Raw genomic sequence first — 15316 nt, 5'->3', positions numbered from 1 at the left:
GTCAGCGGCACTCGCGACGGACCGCCGGCCCACCGGGCCACCCGTCCGAGTGCCTTGTGACCACAAGGAGTTGACCCGTCATGCGTACGAGTTCCACCGTGCTCGCCGCCGTGTTCCTGGCCGCCACCACCCTGCTCCCCGGCGCGGCCTCGGCCGCCCACGCCGCCGGGCCGCCGCCGCTCGGGGCATGCGCCACCGGACAGCTGTGCTTCTGGGCGAACCCGGACTTCAAGGGCGCGAAGCAGATCTTCGAACTGACCGAGATCACCACCAACGACTGCGTCTCGCTGCCGCCGGGCAAGAACGCGCAGGGCCTCGCCAACCGCACCGGACGGCAGGTGACCACCTACCAGTCGGCCGAGTGCGCCGAGACCGGGGAGTTCCAGACCTACTCCGGTGACGGCACCTGGCTGCCCCAGTCCCCCTACCAGGTGAGGGCGTTCAAGGTGTGGGAGCGATAGCCGAAGCGGCGGCCGGAGCCGCCGCCCCGGGCTCCGGGTGCGGAGCCGGTACGTCGGTCCCCGCGCCCGGGGCCACCCGGCCGAGCCGGGCGACCTCGGCGCGCAGGGCCCGTACCTCCTCGGCCAGTTCGGTGAGCGCGGCCGCCTGCAGCCGCTCCGCGTGGTCGTCGCGCTCGAACCGGGAGATGAACCAGGCCGCGATGTTCGCGGTCACCACACCGAGCAGCGCGATCCCGGACAGCATCAGACCCACCGCGAGCACCCGGCCCAGGCCCGTGGTGGGGGAGTGGTCGCCGTAGCCGACGGTGGTCATCGTGGTGAAGGACCACCACACCGCGTCCCCGAGGTTCTTGATGTTCCCGTTCGGCGCGTCGCGCTCCACGCTCAGCACGGCCAGCGAGCCGAACATCAGCAGCCCCACCACCGCCCCCGCGACGTACGTCGTCAGCCGGACCTGCGGGGCCATCCGGGCCCGCCGCCCCACCAGCAGCAGTGTGGACACCAGCCGCAGCAGCCGCAGCGGCTGGATCATCGGCAGCAGCACCGCCGCCAGGTCCAGCCAGTGCGTCCGCACGAACAGCCGCCGGTCCGCGGCCAGTCCCAGCCGCACCGCGTAGTCCCCCGCGAACACGCTCCACACCACCCACTCCGTCAGCAGGCACGCCTCGTGCACCGACGGGTCCGCGTCCGGGACGATGATCGGAACGGCGTACGCGACGCCGAAGGCCACCGCGCACACGAGCAGGGGGAGCTGGGTGTGACGCTCCCAGCGGAGCTGCGCGGGCTGATCCTTCATGCGGGGCATCGTAAGGAACGACGCGGGGGCGCCGGGGACCGAGTCCCCGGCGCCCCCGTCGAAAACGGTGGCGTGACGGCTACGCGTCGCCGCCCGCCGCGCCCGGATCGGCCGCGGTGACGTCGAGCAGCTGGTAGCGGTCGATGGCCTGCTTGAGCACCGAGCGGTCGACCTGCCCGGCCTTCGCCAGCTCGGTCAGCGTCGCCAGCACCACCGACTGGGCGTCGATGTGGAAGAAGCGCCGCGCCGCGCCGCGCGTGTCCGCGAAGCCGAAGCCGTCCGCGCCCAGCGAGGTGTACGCGCCGGGCACCCAGCGCGCGATCTGGTCCGGGACCGCCCGCATCCAGTCCGAGACGGCCACGAACGGCCCCTCGGCGCCGGACAGCTTGCGCGTCACGTACGGGACGCGCTGGTCCTCCTCGGGGTGGAGCAGGTTGTGCGTCTCCACCTCGACGGCGTCGCGCCGCAGCTCGTTCCAGGAGGTCGCCGACCAGACGTCCGCCCGGACGTTCCACTCGGCGGCCAGGATCCGCTGCGCCTCCAGCGCCCACGGCACCGCCACGCCCGAGGCCATGAGCTGCGCCGGGACGGTGCCCGCGGTGCCCCGCGAGATCCGGTGGATGCCCTTGAGGATGCCGTCCACATCGACGTCGGAGGGCTCGGCCGGGTGCTGGATCGGCTCGTTGTAGACGGTCATGTAGTAGAAGACGTCCTCGGCGGCCGGGCCGTACATCCGGCGCAGACCGTCCTTGACGATGTGCGCGATCTCGTACCCGTAGGCCGGGTCGTAGGCGACACAGCCCGGGTTGGTCGAGGCCAGCAGCTGGGAGTGACCGTCGGCGTGCTGGAGGCCCTCACCCGTGAGGGTGGTCCGGCCCGCGGTCGCGCCGAGCACGAAACCGCGCGCGAGCTGGTCGGCCATCTGCCAGAACTGGTCACCGGTGCGCTGGAAACCGAACATCGAGTAGAAGACGTAGACCGGGATCAGCGGCTCGCCGTGCGTCGCGTACGCCGAACCCGCGGCGATCAGCGAGGCCGTGCAGCCCGCCTCCGAGATGCCGTCGTGCAGCATCTGGCCGGTCGGGGACTCCTTGTACGCGAGCAGCAGGTCACGGTCGACCGCCTCGTACTGCTGGCCCAGCGGGTTGTAGATCTTGGCGCTCGGGAAGAACGCGTCCATGCCGAAGGTGCGGTACTCGTCGGGCGCGATCAGCACGAACCGGCGGCCGATCTCCTTGTCCCGCATCAGGTCCTTCAGGATGCGGACGAAGGCCATGGTGGTGGCGATCGACTGCTGTCCCGAACCCTTCTTGGCGGCCGCGTACGTCGCGTCGCCCGGCAGCTGGAGCGGCTTGGCGCGCACCACACGGGTCGGCACGTAGCCGCCCAGGGCGCTGCGCCGGTCGTGCATGTACTGGATCTCGGGCGAATTGCGGCCCGGGTGGTAGTACGGCGGGGCGCCGCCTTCGAGCTGCTGGTCCGTGATCGGGATGTGCAGCCGGTCGCGGAAGCGCTTGAGGTCGTCGACCGTCAGCTTCTTCATCTGGTGGGTCGCGTTGCGGCCCTCGAAGTTCGGGCCCAGCGTCCAGCCCTTGACCGTCTGGGCCAGGATCACGGTCGGCTGGCCCTTGTGGGCCTTGGCCGCCGCGTAGGCCGCGTAGACCTTCTTGTGGTCGTGCCCGCCGCGGCCCAGGTGCTGGATCTGCTGGTCGGACATGTTCTCGACCATCGCGCGCAGCCGGTGGTCGCCGCCGAAGAAGTGCTCCCGGATGTACGCGCCGGACTCGGTGGCGTACGTCTGGAACTGCCCGTCGGGGGTGGTGTTCATCTTGTTGACCAGGATGCCGTCGCGGTCCTGGGCCAGCAGCGGGTCCCAGGAGCGGTCCCAGATCAGCTTGATGACGTTCCAGCCGGCGCCGCGGAACTGCGACTCCAGCTCCTGCATGATCTTGCCGTTGCCGCGCACCGGGCCGTCGAGGCGCTGCAGGTTGCAGTTGACGACGAAGGTCAGGTTGTCGAGGTTCTCGCGGGCGGCGATGGAGAGCTGGCCGAGCGACTCCGGCTCGTCCATCTCGCCGTCACCGAGGTACGCCCAGACGTGTGACTTGGAGGTGTCCGCGATCCCGCGCGCCTCCATGTACCGGTTCATCCGCGCCTGGTAGATCGCGCCGAGCGGGCCGAGGCCCATCGAGACGGTCGGGAACTCCCAGAAGTCCGGCATCAGCCGCGGGTGCGGGTAGCTGGAGAGGCCGTAGGGGGCCTTCGACTTCTCCTGGCGGAACGCGTCGAGCTGCTGCTCGGAGAGCCGGTCCAGGAGGTAGGCGCGGGCGTAGATGCCGGGGGAGGCGTGGCCCTGGAAGAAGATCTGGTCGCCGCCGTCACCCTCGTCCTTGCCCCGGAAGAAGTGGTTGAAGCCCACGTCGTAGAGCGAGGCGGAGGAGGCGAAGGTGGCGATGTGGCCGCCGACCCCGATGCCGGGGCGCTGGGCGCGCGAGACCATGACGGCCGCGTTCCAGCGGGTGGCGTTGAGGACCTTGCGCTCGATCTCCTCGTTGCCGGGGAAGAAGGGCTCGTCCTTGGTGGCGATGGTGTTGACGTAGTCCGTGCTGCGCATCTCGGGCACGGCCACGCGCTTCTCACGGGCCCGCTCGATCAGCCGCAGCATCAGGTAGCGGGCACGCTCGCGGCCCCGCTCGTCGACGGCTGAGTCGAGGGAGTCGAGCCACTCCTGAGTCTCCTCCGGATCGAAGTCCGGGACCTGACTCGGCAGGCCGCCAATGATGATCGGGTTGCGATCGGATGCGGAAGCCACGCTGTTCCTTCGCTGTCGGGGGAGTCGTGCCTGGGTTCGCCGGCTCCCATCGTCTACCGCTCGGCCGAAATCGTCATCTGTACCGCTGGGTAACCGCTGGAATATCAGGCCACACTCAAGGGGCGGGAAGCGGGTCCGGCCAAATCGCAACCTTACGCCCAAGTCGATCAGCGGCTTCGTAAGGCCGTTCGTCCCTCAAACAAGTGCCAAAGTCCCCATCAGGTGCCGAAAGCGGCGCAATGGTGTGGGATGAATCACGAGGGGTTCGCGCGGGCAGGCTTAAAGTTGCGGCGAGACGGCCGTAATCGTCACCGTTTCGACGGTCTCGGCCGCCGGGTACTTGCGCGATCCGCCGCGTCCGTGTGGACTACGCCCAATGCTGCGCGTACGCGCGCCGCCGAAGACATTCACCGATACATGAGCAGGAGGCACCCCGTGAGCGCGACCGCGGACCACGCGGAGACCAGTCTGGTTTCCAGGCTGGGTTTCGAGTCCGAACAGGTGGTCCAGGAGATCGGCTACGACGATGACGTCGATCAGGAATTCCGTGAGGCCATCGAGGATCACATCGGCAGCGACCTCGTCGACGAGGAGTACGACGACGTCGCCGATGCGGTGCTGCTCTGGTTCCGGGACGAAGACGGCGATCTGACGGACACGCTGGTCGACTCCATCAACTTGGTGGAGGACGGCGCACTGATCCTGCTGCTGACCCCCAAGACCGGTCGTCCCGGTTACGTCGAGGCCAGCGACATCAGCGAGGCCGCCCAGACGGCGGGCCTGGCGCAGACCAAGAGCGTCAGCGTCGGCAAGGAGTGGGCCGCCAGCAAGCTGGTGACCCCCAAGGCCGCCAAGTCCAAGCGCTAGCCACGCGCCCAGAGCAAGCGCAGGAACCCCGTCGGCCCCGGTCGGCGGGGTTTCTGCTGTTCCTACCCCCGGGCGCATACGGTCCTGCCAAGGCCTCGCCTAGGCTGGGCCTCACCCGAACGGCTCAATGAAGGGATACGAGAGATGGCGATCGAGGTCGGCACCAAGGCCCCGGACTTCGTACTGAAGGACAATCACGGCGCCACCGTGCGGCTCGCCGATTTCCGCGGCGAGAAGGCCGTGGTCCTGCTCTTCTACCCCTTCGCCTTCACCGGCGTCTGCACGGGCGAGCTGTGCGAGCTGCGCGACCAGCTGCCGCGGTTCCAGAACGACGACGTACAGCTGCTGGCGGTCTCCAACGACTCCGTGCCGACCCTGCGCGTCTTCGGCGAGCAGGAGGGGCTGGAGTACCCGCTGCTGTCGGACTTCTGGCCGCACGGCGAGACCTCCCGCGCCTACGGCGTCTTCGACGAGGAGAAGGGCTGCGCGGTCCGCGGCACCTTCATCATCGACAAGGACGGCATCGTGCGCTGGACCGTCGTCAACGGGCTGCCCGACGCGCGTGACCTGAACGAGTACATCAAGGCGCTCGACAGCATCTGAGTCGCTATCGCACGTTTCCGTACGAAAACCCCGTCCGGGCGGGAACCCGTCACTAGGATCGAAGCGTTGATCCGGTAGCAACCGCACGACGGGGCCCCGCCCCACACGAAACCAATGGAGGACCCGTGGGAGTCAGCCTCAGCAAGGGCGGCAACGTCTCGCTGACCAAGGCCGCGCCGAACCTGACGGCGGTCATCGTCGGACTGGGCTGGGACGCTCGGACCACCACCGGTGTCGACTTCGACCTCGACGCCAGCGCGATCCTGACCAACGACCAGGGCAAGGTCGCCAGCGACGCCAACTTCGTGTTCTTCAACAACCTGAAGAGCCCCGACGGCTCGGTCGAGCACACCGGTGACAACACCACCGGTGAGGGCGAGGGCGACGACGAGGCCATCAAGGTCAACCTCGCCGGTGTCCCGGCCGACGTCAACAAGATCGTCTTCCCGGTCTCGATCTACGAGGCCGAAGCCCGTCAGCAGAGCTTCGGCCAGGTCCGCAACGCGTACATCCGCGTCGTGAACCAGGCCGACAACACCGAGCTGGCCCGCTACGACCTCTCCGAGGACGCCTCGACCGAGACCGCCATGGTCTTCGGCGAGCTGTACCGCAACGGCGCGGAGTGGAAGTTCCGTGCCATCGGCCAGGGCTACGCCTCGGGTCTGCGCGGCATCGCGCAGGACTTCGGCGTCAACGTCTGACCGAGGGACCAGCAGTTCACCGTCCGGCGCCGTGCACAGTCGTGTACGGCGCCGGATGTTCTTCATCGGCGTACCGTCGCCGGCACATCTCCGGGGAGGACCACAACAATGGGCGTCACACTCGCCAAAGGGGGCAATGTCTCCCTCTCCAAGGCCGCACCGAACCTGACCCGGCTGCTGGTCGGCCTCGGCTGGGACGCGCGCTCGACCACGGGTGCGGACTTCGACCTCGACGCCAGCGCACTGCTGTGCGCGGGCGGCCGGGTGCTCGGAGACGAGTACTTCGTCTTCTACAACAACCTGAAGAGCCCCGAGGGGTCCGTCGAACACACGGGGGACAACCTCACCGGTGAGGGTGAAGGCGACGACGAGTCGGTCCTGATCGACCTGACGAAGGTCCCGGCGGCCTGCGACAAGATCGTCTTCCCGGTCTCCATCCACGACGCCGATGCCCGCGGGCAGTCCTTCGGCCAGGTCAGCAATGCCTACATTCGCGTGGTGAACCAGGCGGACGGCGTGGAGTTGGCGCGTTACGACCTCTCCGAGGACGCCTCCAGCGAGACCGCGATGATCTTCGGCGAGGTCTACCGGTACGGCGCCGAATGGAAGTTCAGGGCCGTGGGGCAGGGGTACGCGTCGGGCCTGCGGGGCATCGCTCTAGACTTCGGGGTCAACGTTTCGTAAAGCCGTACAAGACGATGGGGTGCCCGTGGTTCTGAAAACCTTCGGCTGGTCGTTCGCGATTACCGCGCTCGGCCTGGCCGCGGCGGTTCTCTACGGGGGGTGGACCGCGTTCGGGATCGTCGCGATCCTGTCCGTCCTGGAGATCTCGCTGTCCTTCGACAACGCGGTGGTCAACGCCGGAATCCTGAAGAAGATGAATGCCTTCTGGCAGAAGATCTTCCTCACCGTGGGCGTCCTCATCGCCGTGTTCGGCATGCGCCTGGTCTTCCCCGTCGTGATCGTGGCGGTCACCGCCAAGATCGGGCCCATCGAGGCCGTCGATCTCGCGATGACCAACAAGAACCACTATCAGGAACTGGTCACCGACGCCCACCCGGCCATCGCGGCCTTCGGTGGCATGTTCCTGCTGATGATCTTCCTCGACTTCATCTTCGAGGACCGGGACATCAAGTGGCTCGCCTGGCTTGAGCGTCCCCTCGCCAAGCTCGGCAAGATCGACATGCTGTCCGCCTGCATCGCGCTGATCGCCCTGCTGATCACCTCGTTCACCTTCGCCGCCCACGCCCACCAGCACGGCGGCCTGGAAGTGGACAAGGCGCAGACCGTGCTGATCTCCGGCATCGCCGGTCTGATCACCTACATGATCGTCGGCGGTCTCTCCGGCTACTTCGAGAACAAGCTCGAAGAGGAGGAAGAGGCCGAGCACGAGGCGGAGGAAGCCGCGAAGAAGAGCGGCAACCCCGTCTCCGCGGTCGTCATGGCGGGCAAGGCCGCGTTCTTCATGTTCCTCTACCTGGAGGTCCTGGACGCGTCCTTCTCCTTCGACGGGGTCATCGGCGCCTTCGCGATCACCAACGACATCGTGCTGATGGCCCTCGGCCTCGGCATCGGTGCCATGTACGTCCGGTCGCTGACGGTCTACCTGGTCCGCCAGGGCACCCTCGACGACTACGTCTACCTGGAGCACGGCGCGCACTACGCGATCGGCGCGCTCGCCGTCATCCTGCTCGTCACCATCCAGTACGAGATCCACGAGGTCATCACCGGCCTCGTCGGCGTGCTGCTGATCGCCTGGTCCTTCTGGTCCTCGGTCCGCCGCAACAAGCGCCTGGCTCTTGAGGATTCCGCACCGCAGGAGGTCGCCGCCGAGGCATGATCACGGCGGTAATGCGGAACGCTCAACTGCGGGGCGGCGCGGGGTACTCCCGGGCCGCCCCGTCCCGCGTGTGCGAACCCAGGGGGGATGACATGGGCTTCATCGACTTCTTCGACGGCCTCAGGGGCGCCCGCGCCTCGCAGTTCCAGTCGGGAAGCGCGTCGTCGAACGCGATCGAACTGACGAAACGGCATCCCACGGTGTCGCTCACCAAACAGGGGGCGGTCCACGGCAATCTGCGCGTCAACCTGTCCTGGCGGATGCGGACCTCCGACTTCGGCGGCCCCACCGGCGCGAGCGGACAGCTCTTCCGCCATCCGTTCAAGCTGTTCAAGCCGGACATGGTGCAGGCGCACACGCAGGGCGTGGTCAATGTCGACCTCGACCTCGGCTGCCTGTACGAGCTGACCGACGGCACGCGCGGGGTCGTACAGCCCCTGGGCAAGCTGCTCGGGGACATCAACGACCCGCCGTACGTCAAGCTCAGCGGCGACGACCGGTTCGGTTCGGCGTCCGGTGAGACCCTCTACGTCAACCTCGACCACGCCGACGAGATCAAGCGGCTGCTGGTCTTCGTCTACATCTACGACCAGACCCCGGCCTTCGACCGTACGCACGCCATGGTGACCCTCTTCCCGGTCACCGGCCCGCGGATAGAGATCCCCCTGGAGGAACGCCACCCGCAGGCGCGTTCCTGCGCGGTGGTCTCGCTGGAGAAGGTCAAGGGCGAACTCGTCGTGCGGCGCGAGGTCAAATTCGTCTACGGGTTCCAGGCCGAGCTGGACCGGCTGTACGGCTGGGGGCTCCAGTGGGGGCGGGGTTACAAGACCAAGGCCTGAGCCGTCCGCGGCCCCGGGCGTGCTCGTGAAGCCCCGCCCGCCCCGCCCGGCCCGCCCGGCCCGCCCGGCCCGCCCGGCCCGCCCGGCTCAGCGGCGCAGGAACTGCGGGCCCTGCACCGGCAGCCGGAAGGACGGGTCGCCGACCGGCACCGGGGACACGTGCTGCGGGTACCCGTAGGCGGGCTGCGCGGCCGGCGGGGCCTGGGTGGGCGCCACCGCGGGCACCGGCGGCGCGGTGGCCGGTGCCGGGGTCGGATCCGGGGTCGGCGGGCGCATCGCGGCCGTCCGGTCCGCCTGCCCCGTGGCCCCCGCCGCCGCGGCGTCCGGTTCCTCCGCGCCGTCGTCCACCGAGATCCCGTGGTCCGTGGCCAGCCCGACGAGCCCGTTGGAGTAGCCCTCGCCCAGCGCGCGGAACTTCCACCCCTCGCCCCGGCGGTAGACCTCCCCGCACATCAGGGCCGTCTCCGCGCCCGTCTCGGGCCGTACGTCGAAGTAGGCGAGGGGTTCGGCGCCCCCGCTGACCGTGGCGTCGTAGAGCAGGATCCGCAGGTCCCCGACCCGCTCGAAGGGCACGTCCTCGGCCGAGACGACCACGAGCACCCGGTCCACCCAGCCGGGCACCGAGACCAGGTCCATCTGGACGGCGTCGGTGATCCCGTCGCCGACCCGCTTCTTGCCCAGGCGCCAGACCGCCCCGGAGGGGTGCCGGGGCTGGTTGTAGAAGACGAAGTCCTCATCGGAACGCACACGCCCGTCCGCCCCCACGAGCAGCGCCGAGGCGTCCACGTCCGGCACCTCGGGGCCGCCGGTCCAGCGCAGCACCGCCCGGACCGCGGCGGCGGTCACCGGGATGTTGGAGCCCTTCTGCATCGCGTGCGTCATGCCGGTCATCCTGCCCTCCCGGGGCGGGCCGGGACAATGCGGGCCCCCTGGAGTGTCGCCCGCGGGCCGTCCGCAACCCTTGTCGGACGTCCTGGGGCTGTGCATGGTGCAAGAGGGTTACCCGAACTTCATGTGCTTGAGGAACTCTTGGAACTCATTCGTACGTACTATTACCGGCCATGCCAATGGGGCCGCCGAGGCAGTACGGGGGAAGCACATGCGTCACTTCGGGCACATATCGCCCACCGTCCGCGAGGACCTCTTCCACCAGGAGCCGGTCGAGTTCACCGCCGCTTCGCCCGCCCGTACGCTCGCCGCCGCGCTCGGCGCCACCCTCTACAGCCCCGCCACCCGCCCCCACCTGGCGGCCGACGTGGCCAAGCAGGCGCGCCGCGGAGTCGTCTCCATGGTCCTCTGCCTGGAGGATTCCATCAGCGACGCCGAGGTCGCGGGCGCCGAGGAGAACCTCGTCCGGCAATTCGCCGAGATCGACGCGGCCGGGACCGAGGCCCCGCTGCTCTTCATTCGGGTCCGCGAACCCGAACAGATAGTCGATCTCGCACGCCGCCTGGGCGGCGCGGCACACAGATTGGCCGGATTCGTACTGCCGAAATTCACGGAGAGTCGCGGAACCGCCTTCCTCGACGCCGTCGGCCAGGCCGCGGAGCAGGCCGGACAGCACTTCTACGCGATGCCCGTCCTGGAAACCCCCGAACTGCTCCACCTCGAAACCCGCGTGGAGGCCCTCGCGGGCATCTCGCGCACGGTCAACGCCTACCGCGACCGCGTCCTGGCGCTGCGCCTGGGCGTGACCGACTTCTGCTCGGCCTACGGACTGCGCCGCACGCCCGACATGACGGCGTACGACGTCCAGATCGTCGCCGGCGTGATCGCGGACGTGGTCAACGTCCTGAGCCGGGCCGACGGCACCGGATTCACCGTCACCGGCCCGGTCTGGGAGTACTTCCGCAGCCAGCAGCGCCTCTTCAAGCCCCAGCTGCGCCGCAGCCCCTTCCTGGAGGAAGGCGTCGAGGAACTGCGCACCGCGCTCATCGAGCACGACCTGGACGGGCTGCTCCGCGAGATCGAACTCGACCGGGCCAACGGTCTGCTCGGCAAGACCTGCATCCACCCGGCGCACGTCACCCCCGTGCACGCGCTGTCGGTGGTCTCCCACGAGGAGTTCAGCGACGCCCAGGACATCCTGCGCCCGGAGCGCGGCGGTGGTGGAGTGATGCGGTCGGCCTATACGAACAAAATGAACGAGGTGAAGCCCCACCGGGCCTGGGCCGAGCGCACCATGCTGCGCGCGGAGGTCTTCGGTGTGGCCAAGGAGGAGGTCGGCTTCGTCGATCTCCTCACCGCCGGACTCCAGGTCTGAAGCCGGGATCCGGACCGGATGCCGACGACGAGGAAGGGCAAGAAGATCGAAGCGGTGTGGTCAGGAACGTGGGTCGCCGACCGGCTGGGCGTTGCCTTGGAAGAGGCGCAGGCCCCGGAAGAGGCGCAGGCCCCGGGTTCGGACACGGAGTCCGGGGGACCCCGGCTCAGCGGGCTGCTCGGGCTGGCGCTGCGCCGCAACCCCAAGCGGGCGCACCTGCTGGTGTCCCAGGTGCTCGGCAAGCACGTCCCGCAGTCCCCGGCCGTGGTCCACGGCGCCGGGTACGGGCTGGGCCTGCGGGTGCGCGAGCTGCTCGGTGACGCGGCCGCCTCCGCCGTGGTGCTCGGGTACGCCGAGACCGCGACCGGGCTCGGGCACAGCGTCGCCGACGGCCTCGGGGTGGCCCCGTACCTGCACTCCACCCGCCGCCCGGTGCCAGGCGTCCGGCCCGCCGGGGGCTTCGAGGAGGCCCACTCGCACGCCACCTCGCACCTGCTGCTGCCGGAGGACCCCGCGCTGCTGGCGGGGACCGGTCCGCTGGTGCTGGTCGACGACGAGTTCTCCACCGGCAACACCGTCCTGAACACCATCCGTGACCTGCACGAACGCCATCCGCGCGGGCACTATGTCGTGGTCGCCCTGGTGGACATGCGCTCGGCGGCCGACCGCGACCGGCTGACCGCCTTCGCGGACGGCCTCGGCGCCCGGGTGGACCTGATCGCCCTGGCGAGCGGCACCGTACGCCTGCCGGAAGGGGTCCTGGAACGGGGCACGCGCCTGGTCGAGGAGTACGAGGCCGCGCAGGAGGCACCCCTCGCCGGGACCCCCGCCCCCGCCGCCCGGATCCGCCTCGACTGGCCCGCCGGGGTCCCCGACGGGGGACGGCACGGGTTCACGCCCGCCCACCGCACCCGGCTGGAGGCGGCCCTGCCCGCGCTCGGGGCGCAGCTCGCCCGCGCCCTCGGCGAGCGCCCCGGACGGGTCCTCGTCCTCGGCAACGAAGAGCTGATGTACGCCCCGCTGCGGCTCGCCCTGGCGCTGGAGGAGACCGGCGCCGCCGACGCGGTGCGCTTCTCCACCACCACCCGCTCGCCCGTCCTGGCCGTCGACGACCCCGGCTACGCGATCCGCACCCGGCTGGTCTTCCCCGCCCACGACGACCCCGCCGACGGACCCGGCGAGCGCTACGCCTACAACGTCGCGGCCGCCCGCGACGTCCCCGGCGGCGAGGGCGCCGCCTTCGACACCGTGGTCGTGGTCGTGGACTCGGCCGGGGACACCCCGGCCCTGCACGCCCCGGACGGCCTCCTCGCCCGGCTCGCCCCGCACACCGGCCGGGTCGCGCTGGCGGTCGTACCGTCCCACGTGCCCGCGACCGCGCCGGTGACCGGGCCCGCGCCCGCCCCGTCCTCCGTACCCGACGACCGGCGGGAGCCGATCATGCCCGAGCCGATCACGCACGGGCCGACGCACGAGCGGGCCCTGCCCGAGCCCCTGCGCGGACCCGCCTTCTCCTCCTACCCGGCCGAGGACGTCGGCTGGCTCCTCCAGGACCTCTCCGACCTGGAGCTGGAGGCCCCCACCGAGGAGCGCGAGGAGGCCATCCAGGCGGGCGGCGCGCACTACGCCGAGTCCCTGCCCGTCGAATACCAGCCCAGCGCGCACTACCAGGAGCTGTACCGCGGCGCCCTGACCACCTCCGCCGCCCGCATCGCGCGCGCCGTCGGCACGGTCACCGAAACCGTCCTCGCCGAGCGGTCCCCGCGCCCCGTGCTGGTCTCGCTCGCCCGCGCGGGCACCCCCGTCGGGGTCCTGATGCGCCGCTGGGCGCAGCTGCGGCACGGTCTGGACCTGCCGCACTACGCCGTCTCCATCGTCCGGGGCCGGGGCATCGACGCCAACGCGCTGCGCTGGCTCGCCGCCCACCACGACCCGGCCGACGTCGTCTTCGTCGACGGCTGGACCGGCAAGGGCGCCATCACCCGCGAACTCAAGGCGGCCCTCGACGCCCACCGGGAGGAAACGGGCGGCCCGGGCTTCGACCCGGAGATCGTGGTCCTCGCCGACCCCGGTGGCTGCGTGTCGACGTACGGCACCCGCGAGGACTTCCTGATCCCCTCCGCCTGCCTCAACTCGACCGTCTCCGGGCTCATATCGCGGACCGTGCTGCGCTCCGACCTGGTGGGCCCGGACGACTTCCACGGCGCCAAGTTCTACCGCGAGCTGGCCGGCGCCGACGTGTCCGTCGACTTCGTCGACACCGTCGCCGCCCACTTCGACGAGGTGGCCGACGCGGTCGACGCCGAGGTCAAGGAGCTGCTGGCGGCCGACCGTTCGCCGACCTGGGAGGGCTGGGCGGCGGTGGAGCGGATCAGCGAGGAGTACGGCATCCACGACGTCAACCTGGTCAAGCCGGGCGTCGGCGAGACCACCCGGGTGCTGCTGCGCCGCGTGCCGTGGAAGATCCTGGCCCGGCGCGGCGCCGGGGCCGACCTGGACCACGTACGCCTGCTGGCCGAGCAGCGCGGGGTGCCGGTCGAAGAGGCCGACGGGCTGCCGTACACCTGCGTAGGACTCATCCATCCCCGCTTCACACGCGGCGCCACGGGCGCCGACGGAAAGGCTGTGGCCTCCAAGTGACCGTCCTGGTAGCCAGTGATCTCGACCGAACGCTCATCTACTCGGCGGCGGCCCTCGGGCTGACCATGCCGGACCCGGTGGCCCCCCGGCTGCTGTGCGTCGAGGTGCACGAGAGCCGCCCGCTCTCCTTCATGACGGAGACGGCGGCCGCGCTGCTCGCGGAACTCACCGCCGACTCCCGCGTGGTCTTCGTCCCGACCACCACGCGCACCCGCAAGCAGTACCAGCGGATCCGCTTCCCCGGGCGGCCCGCCCCGTACGCGATCTGCGCCAACGGCGGGCAGTTGCTGGTCGACGGCGCGCCCGACCGGGACTGGCGGCGCCAGGTGGCCAAGCGGCTCGCGCAGGAGTGCGCGCCGCTGGAGGAGGTGCACGGGCACCTGCTGGACTCCGCCGATCCGCTGTGGCTGCGCAAGGCGCGGGTCGCGGAGGACCTCTTCGCCTACCTGGTGGTGGAGCGGGACCTGGTGCCGGACGAATGGCTGAAGTCGCTGGAGGAATGGGCCGGGTCGCGCGGCTGGACCGTCTCGCTCCAGGGCCGCAAGATCTACGCCGTCCCGCGCCCGCTGACCAAGAGCGCGGCCATGCGCGAGGTGGCCCGGCGCACCGGCGCCGAGCACACGCTGGCCGCCGGGGACTCGCTGCTGGACGCGGACCTGCTGGAGGCGGCGGACGAGGGGTGGCGGCCGGGGCACGGCGAGCTGGCCGATGCCGAATGGCACGCCCCGAACGTGCGTGCGCTGACCACCAGGGGAGTCGTGGCGGGTGAGGAAATCGTCCGCCAGTTCAGCCGTGCGGTGGGCAGACTGAGCGCATGAGCAAAGGCAACAGCACGAAGATCACGGACGAGTTGTACGCGTACATGCTCGCCCACAACCCGCCGCTCGACGAGGTCCAGCGGGGACTGGTCGAGACGACCGAAGAGAAGTTCCCGGACGACGCCGGAATGCAGTCGGCCGAGGAGCAGGGGCCGCTGCTGGCCTTCCTCGTCCGGCTGACCGGCGCCCGGCACGTGGTGGAGGTCGGCACCTTCACCGGCTTCTCGTCGCTGTCGATGGCCCAGGCGCTGCCCGCCGACGGGCGGCTGATCGCCTGCGACATCTCCGAGGAGTGGACGGCGTACGGGCGCGAGGCGTGGGCCGCCGCCGGGGTCGCGGACCGCGTCGAACTGCGGATCGGGGCCGCCCTGGACACGCTGCGGGCGATGCCGTCCGAGGAGCACATCGACCTGGTGTACCTCGACGCGGACAAGCAGAGCCAGATCGCCTACTGGGAGGAGCTGGTCCCGCGGCTGCGCCCGGGCGGCCTGATCGTCACGGACAACACCCTCTTCCACGGCACGGTGCTCGACCCGTCGGCGACCGGCTCGGCGGCCGGGGTCCACGCCTTCAACGAGCACGTGGTGGCGGACAAGCGGATGGAGTCCGTGATGCTCGCGATCTCGGACGGCCTGACGCTGTCGCGCAAGCGGTAGCGGTAGCGGTAGCGGAAGCG

Annotated in this window: 14 protein-coding genes; 11 read left to right on the top strand and 3 right to left on the bottom strand. The window is 70.3% G+C overall.

From position 1 onward, the window contains the following. Positions 1 to 80: 80 nt before the first annotated feature. The gene (locus tag OHS33_RS11090; protein ID WP_330330221.1) at positions 81 to 461 is read left to right on the top strand and encodes a peptidase inhibitor family I36 protein; all 381 of its coding nucleotides are present in this window, start codon (positions 81 to 83) and stop codon (positions 459 to 461) included. On the opposite strand, the gene OHS33_RS11085 is transcribed toward OHS33_RS11090, so the two are convergent. Both OHS33_RS11085 and aceE read right to left on the bottom strand, forming a co-directional pair. Further along, positions 442 to 1257, bottom strand: a complete 816-nt coding sequence (locus tag OHS33_RS11085) for a potassium channel family protein (protein ID WP_330330220.1) — start codon at positions 1255 to 1257, stop codon at positions 442 to 444. The genes OHS33_RS11090 and OHS33_RS11085 overlap by 20 nt on opposite strands. 79 nt (positions 1258 to 1336) lie before the next feature. After that, positions 1337 to 4069, bottom strand: a complete 2733-nt coding sequence (gene aceE / locus OHS33_RS11080; protein WP_330330219.1) for a pyruvate dehydrogenase (acetyl-transferring), homodimeric type — start codon at positions 4067 to 4069, stop codon at positions 1337 to 1339. Between the two features lie 435 nt (positions 4070 to 4504). On the opposite strand from aceE, the gene OHS33_RS11075 reads away from it, so the two are divergent. The 6 genes from OHS33_RS11075 to OHS33_RS11050 all read left to right on the top strand — a co-directional run bounded on the left by OHS33_RS11075 (position 4505) and on the right by OHS33_RS11050 (position 8919). Beyond that, entirely contained in the window at positions 4505 to 4936 is a 432-nt protein-coding gene (locus OHS33_RS11075; RefSeq protein ID WP_283456717.1) for a DUF3052 domain-containing protein, read from the top strand. A gap of 144 nt (positions 4937 to 5080) precedes the next feature. Then, positions 5081 to 5539, top strand: coding sequence for a peroxiredoxin (locus tag OHS33_RS11070; RefSeq protein ID WP_330330218.1), 459 nt, complete (start codon positions 5081 to 5083; stop codon positions 5537 to 5539). 125 nt (positions 5540 to 5664) lie between these two features. After that, complete coding sequence (locus OHS33_RS11065; RefSeq protein ID WP_330330217.1) at positions 5665 to 6240, top strand: TerD family protein; 576 nt, start codon at positions 5665 to 5667, stop codon at positions 6238 to 6240. 108 nt (positions 6241 to 6348) lie between these two features. Then, entirely contained in the window at positions 6349 to 6924 is a 576-nt protein-coding gene (locus tag OHS33_RS11060) for a TerD family protein (RefSeq protein WP_330330216.1), read from the top strand. A gap of 25 nt (positions 6925 to 6949) precedes the next feature. After that, complete coding sequence (locus OHS33_RS11055) at positions 6950 to 8080, top strand: DUF475 domain-containing protein (protein WP_330330215.1); 1131 nt, start codon at positions 6950 to 6952, stop codon at positions 8078 to 8080. A 101-nt stretch (positions 8081 to 8181) separates the two neighbouring features. Then, positions 8182 to 8919, top strand: coding sequence for a TerD family protein (locus tag OHS33_RS11050; RefSeq protein ID WP_330335004.1), 738 nt, complete (start codon positions 8182 to 8184; stop codon positions 8917 to 8919). An 87-nt stretch (positions 8920 to 9006) separates the two neighbouring features. Here OHS33_RS11050 and OHS33_RS11045 read toward each other — a convergent pair whose 3' ends face one another. After that, positions 9007 to 9801, bottom strand: a complete 795-nt coding sequence (locus tag OHS33_RS11045) for a TerD family protein (protein ID WP_330335003.1) — start codon at positions 9799 to 9801, stop codon at positions 9007 to 9009. A 217-nt stretch (positions 9802 to 10018) separates the two neighbouring features. Between OHS33_RS11045 and OHS33_RS11040 the strand changes: the two genes are divergently transcribed. The 4 genes from OHS33_RS11040 to OHS33_RS11025 are packed head-to-tail and all read left to right on the top strand — an operon-like array spanning position 10019 to position 15296. Then, positions 10019 to 11182, top strand: a complete 1164-nt coding sequence (locus tag OHS33_RS11040; RefSeq protein ID WP_330330214.1) for an HpcH/HpaI aldolase/citrate lyase family protein — start codon at positions 10019 to 10021, stop codon at positions 11180 to 11182. An 18-nt stretch (positions 11183 to 11200) separates the two neighbouring features. Beyond that, entirely contained in the window at positions 11201 to 13822 is a 2622-nt protein-coding gene (locus OHS33_RS11035) for a phosphoribosyltransferase (RefSeq protein WP_330330213.1), read from the top strand. Continuing rightward, the gene (locus OHS33_RS11030; protein ID WP_330330212.1) at positions 13819 to 14640 is read left to right on the top strand and encodes an HAD family hydrolase; all 822 of its coding nucleotides are present in this window, start codon (positions 13819 to 13821) and stop codon (positions 14638 to 14640) included. Before OHS33_RS11035 ends, OHS33_RS11030 begins: the two co-directional genes overlap by 4 nt. Further along, positions 14637 to 15296: an O-methyltransferase gene (locus OHS33_RS11025; RefSeq protein ID WP_330330211.1), complete on the top strand. Its 660-nt coding sequence runs from the start codon at positions 14637 to 14639 to the stop codon at positions 15294 to 15296. Before OHS33_RS11030 ends, OHS33_RS11025 begins: the two co-directional genes overlap by 4 nt. The last annotated feature ends 20 nt before the right edge of the window (positions 15297 to 15316 follow it).

The sequence above is a fragment of the Streptomyces sp. NBC_00536 genome (assembly GCF_036346295.1).
In the GTDB taxonomy this organism is placed as follows: domain Bacteria; phylum Actinomycetota; class Actinomycetes; order Streptomycetales; family Streptomycetaceae; genus Streptomyces.
The sequence above is the reverse complement of the archived record's forward strand: the minus strand, read 5'-3'. Positions and strand labels throughout refer to the sequence as shown.

Bases quoted from the DNA above. Each gene is read 5' to 3' on its own strand.
- OHS33_RS11090 (WP_330330221.1), top strand. From the start codon at position 81: ATGCGTACGAGTTCCACCGTGCTCGCCGCCGTGTTCCTGGCCGCCACC.
- OHS33_RS11085 (WP_330330220.1), bottom strand. From the start codon at position 1,257: ATGAAGGATCAGCCCGCGCAGCTCCGCTGGGAGCGTCACACCCAGCTC.
- OHS33_RS11070 (WP_330330218.1), top strand. From the start codon at position 5,081: ATGGCGATCGAGGTCGGCACCAAGGCCCCGGACTTCGTACTGAAGGAC.
- OHS33_RS11060 (WP_330330216.1), top strand. From the start codon at position 6,349: ATGGGCGTCACACTCGCCAAAGGGGGCAATGTCTCCCTCTCCAAGGCC.
- OHS33_RS11045 (WP_330335003.1), bottom strand. From the start codon at position 9,801: ATGACGCACGCGATGCAGAAGGGCTCCAACATCCCGGTGACCGCCGCC.
- OHS33_RS11040 (WP_330330214.1), top strand. From the start codon at position 10,019: ATGCGTCACTTCGGGCACATATCGCCCACCGTCCGCGAGGACCTCTTC.
- OHS33_RS11035 (WP_330330213.1), top strand. From the start codon at position 11,201: ATGCCGACGACGAGGAAGGGCAAGAAGATCGAAGCGGTGTGGTCAGGA.
- OHS33_RS11025 (WP_330330211.1), top strand. From the start codon at position 14,637: ATGAGCAAAGGCAACAGCACGAAGATCACGGACGAGTTGTACGCGTAC.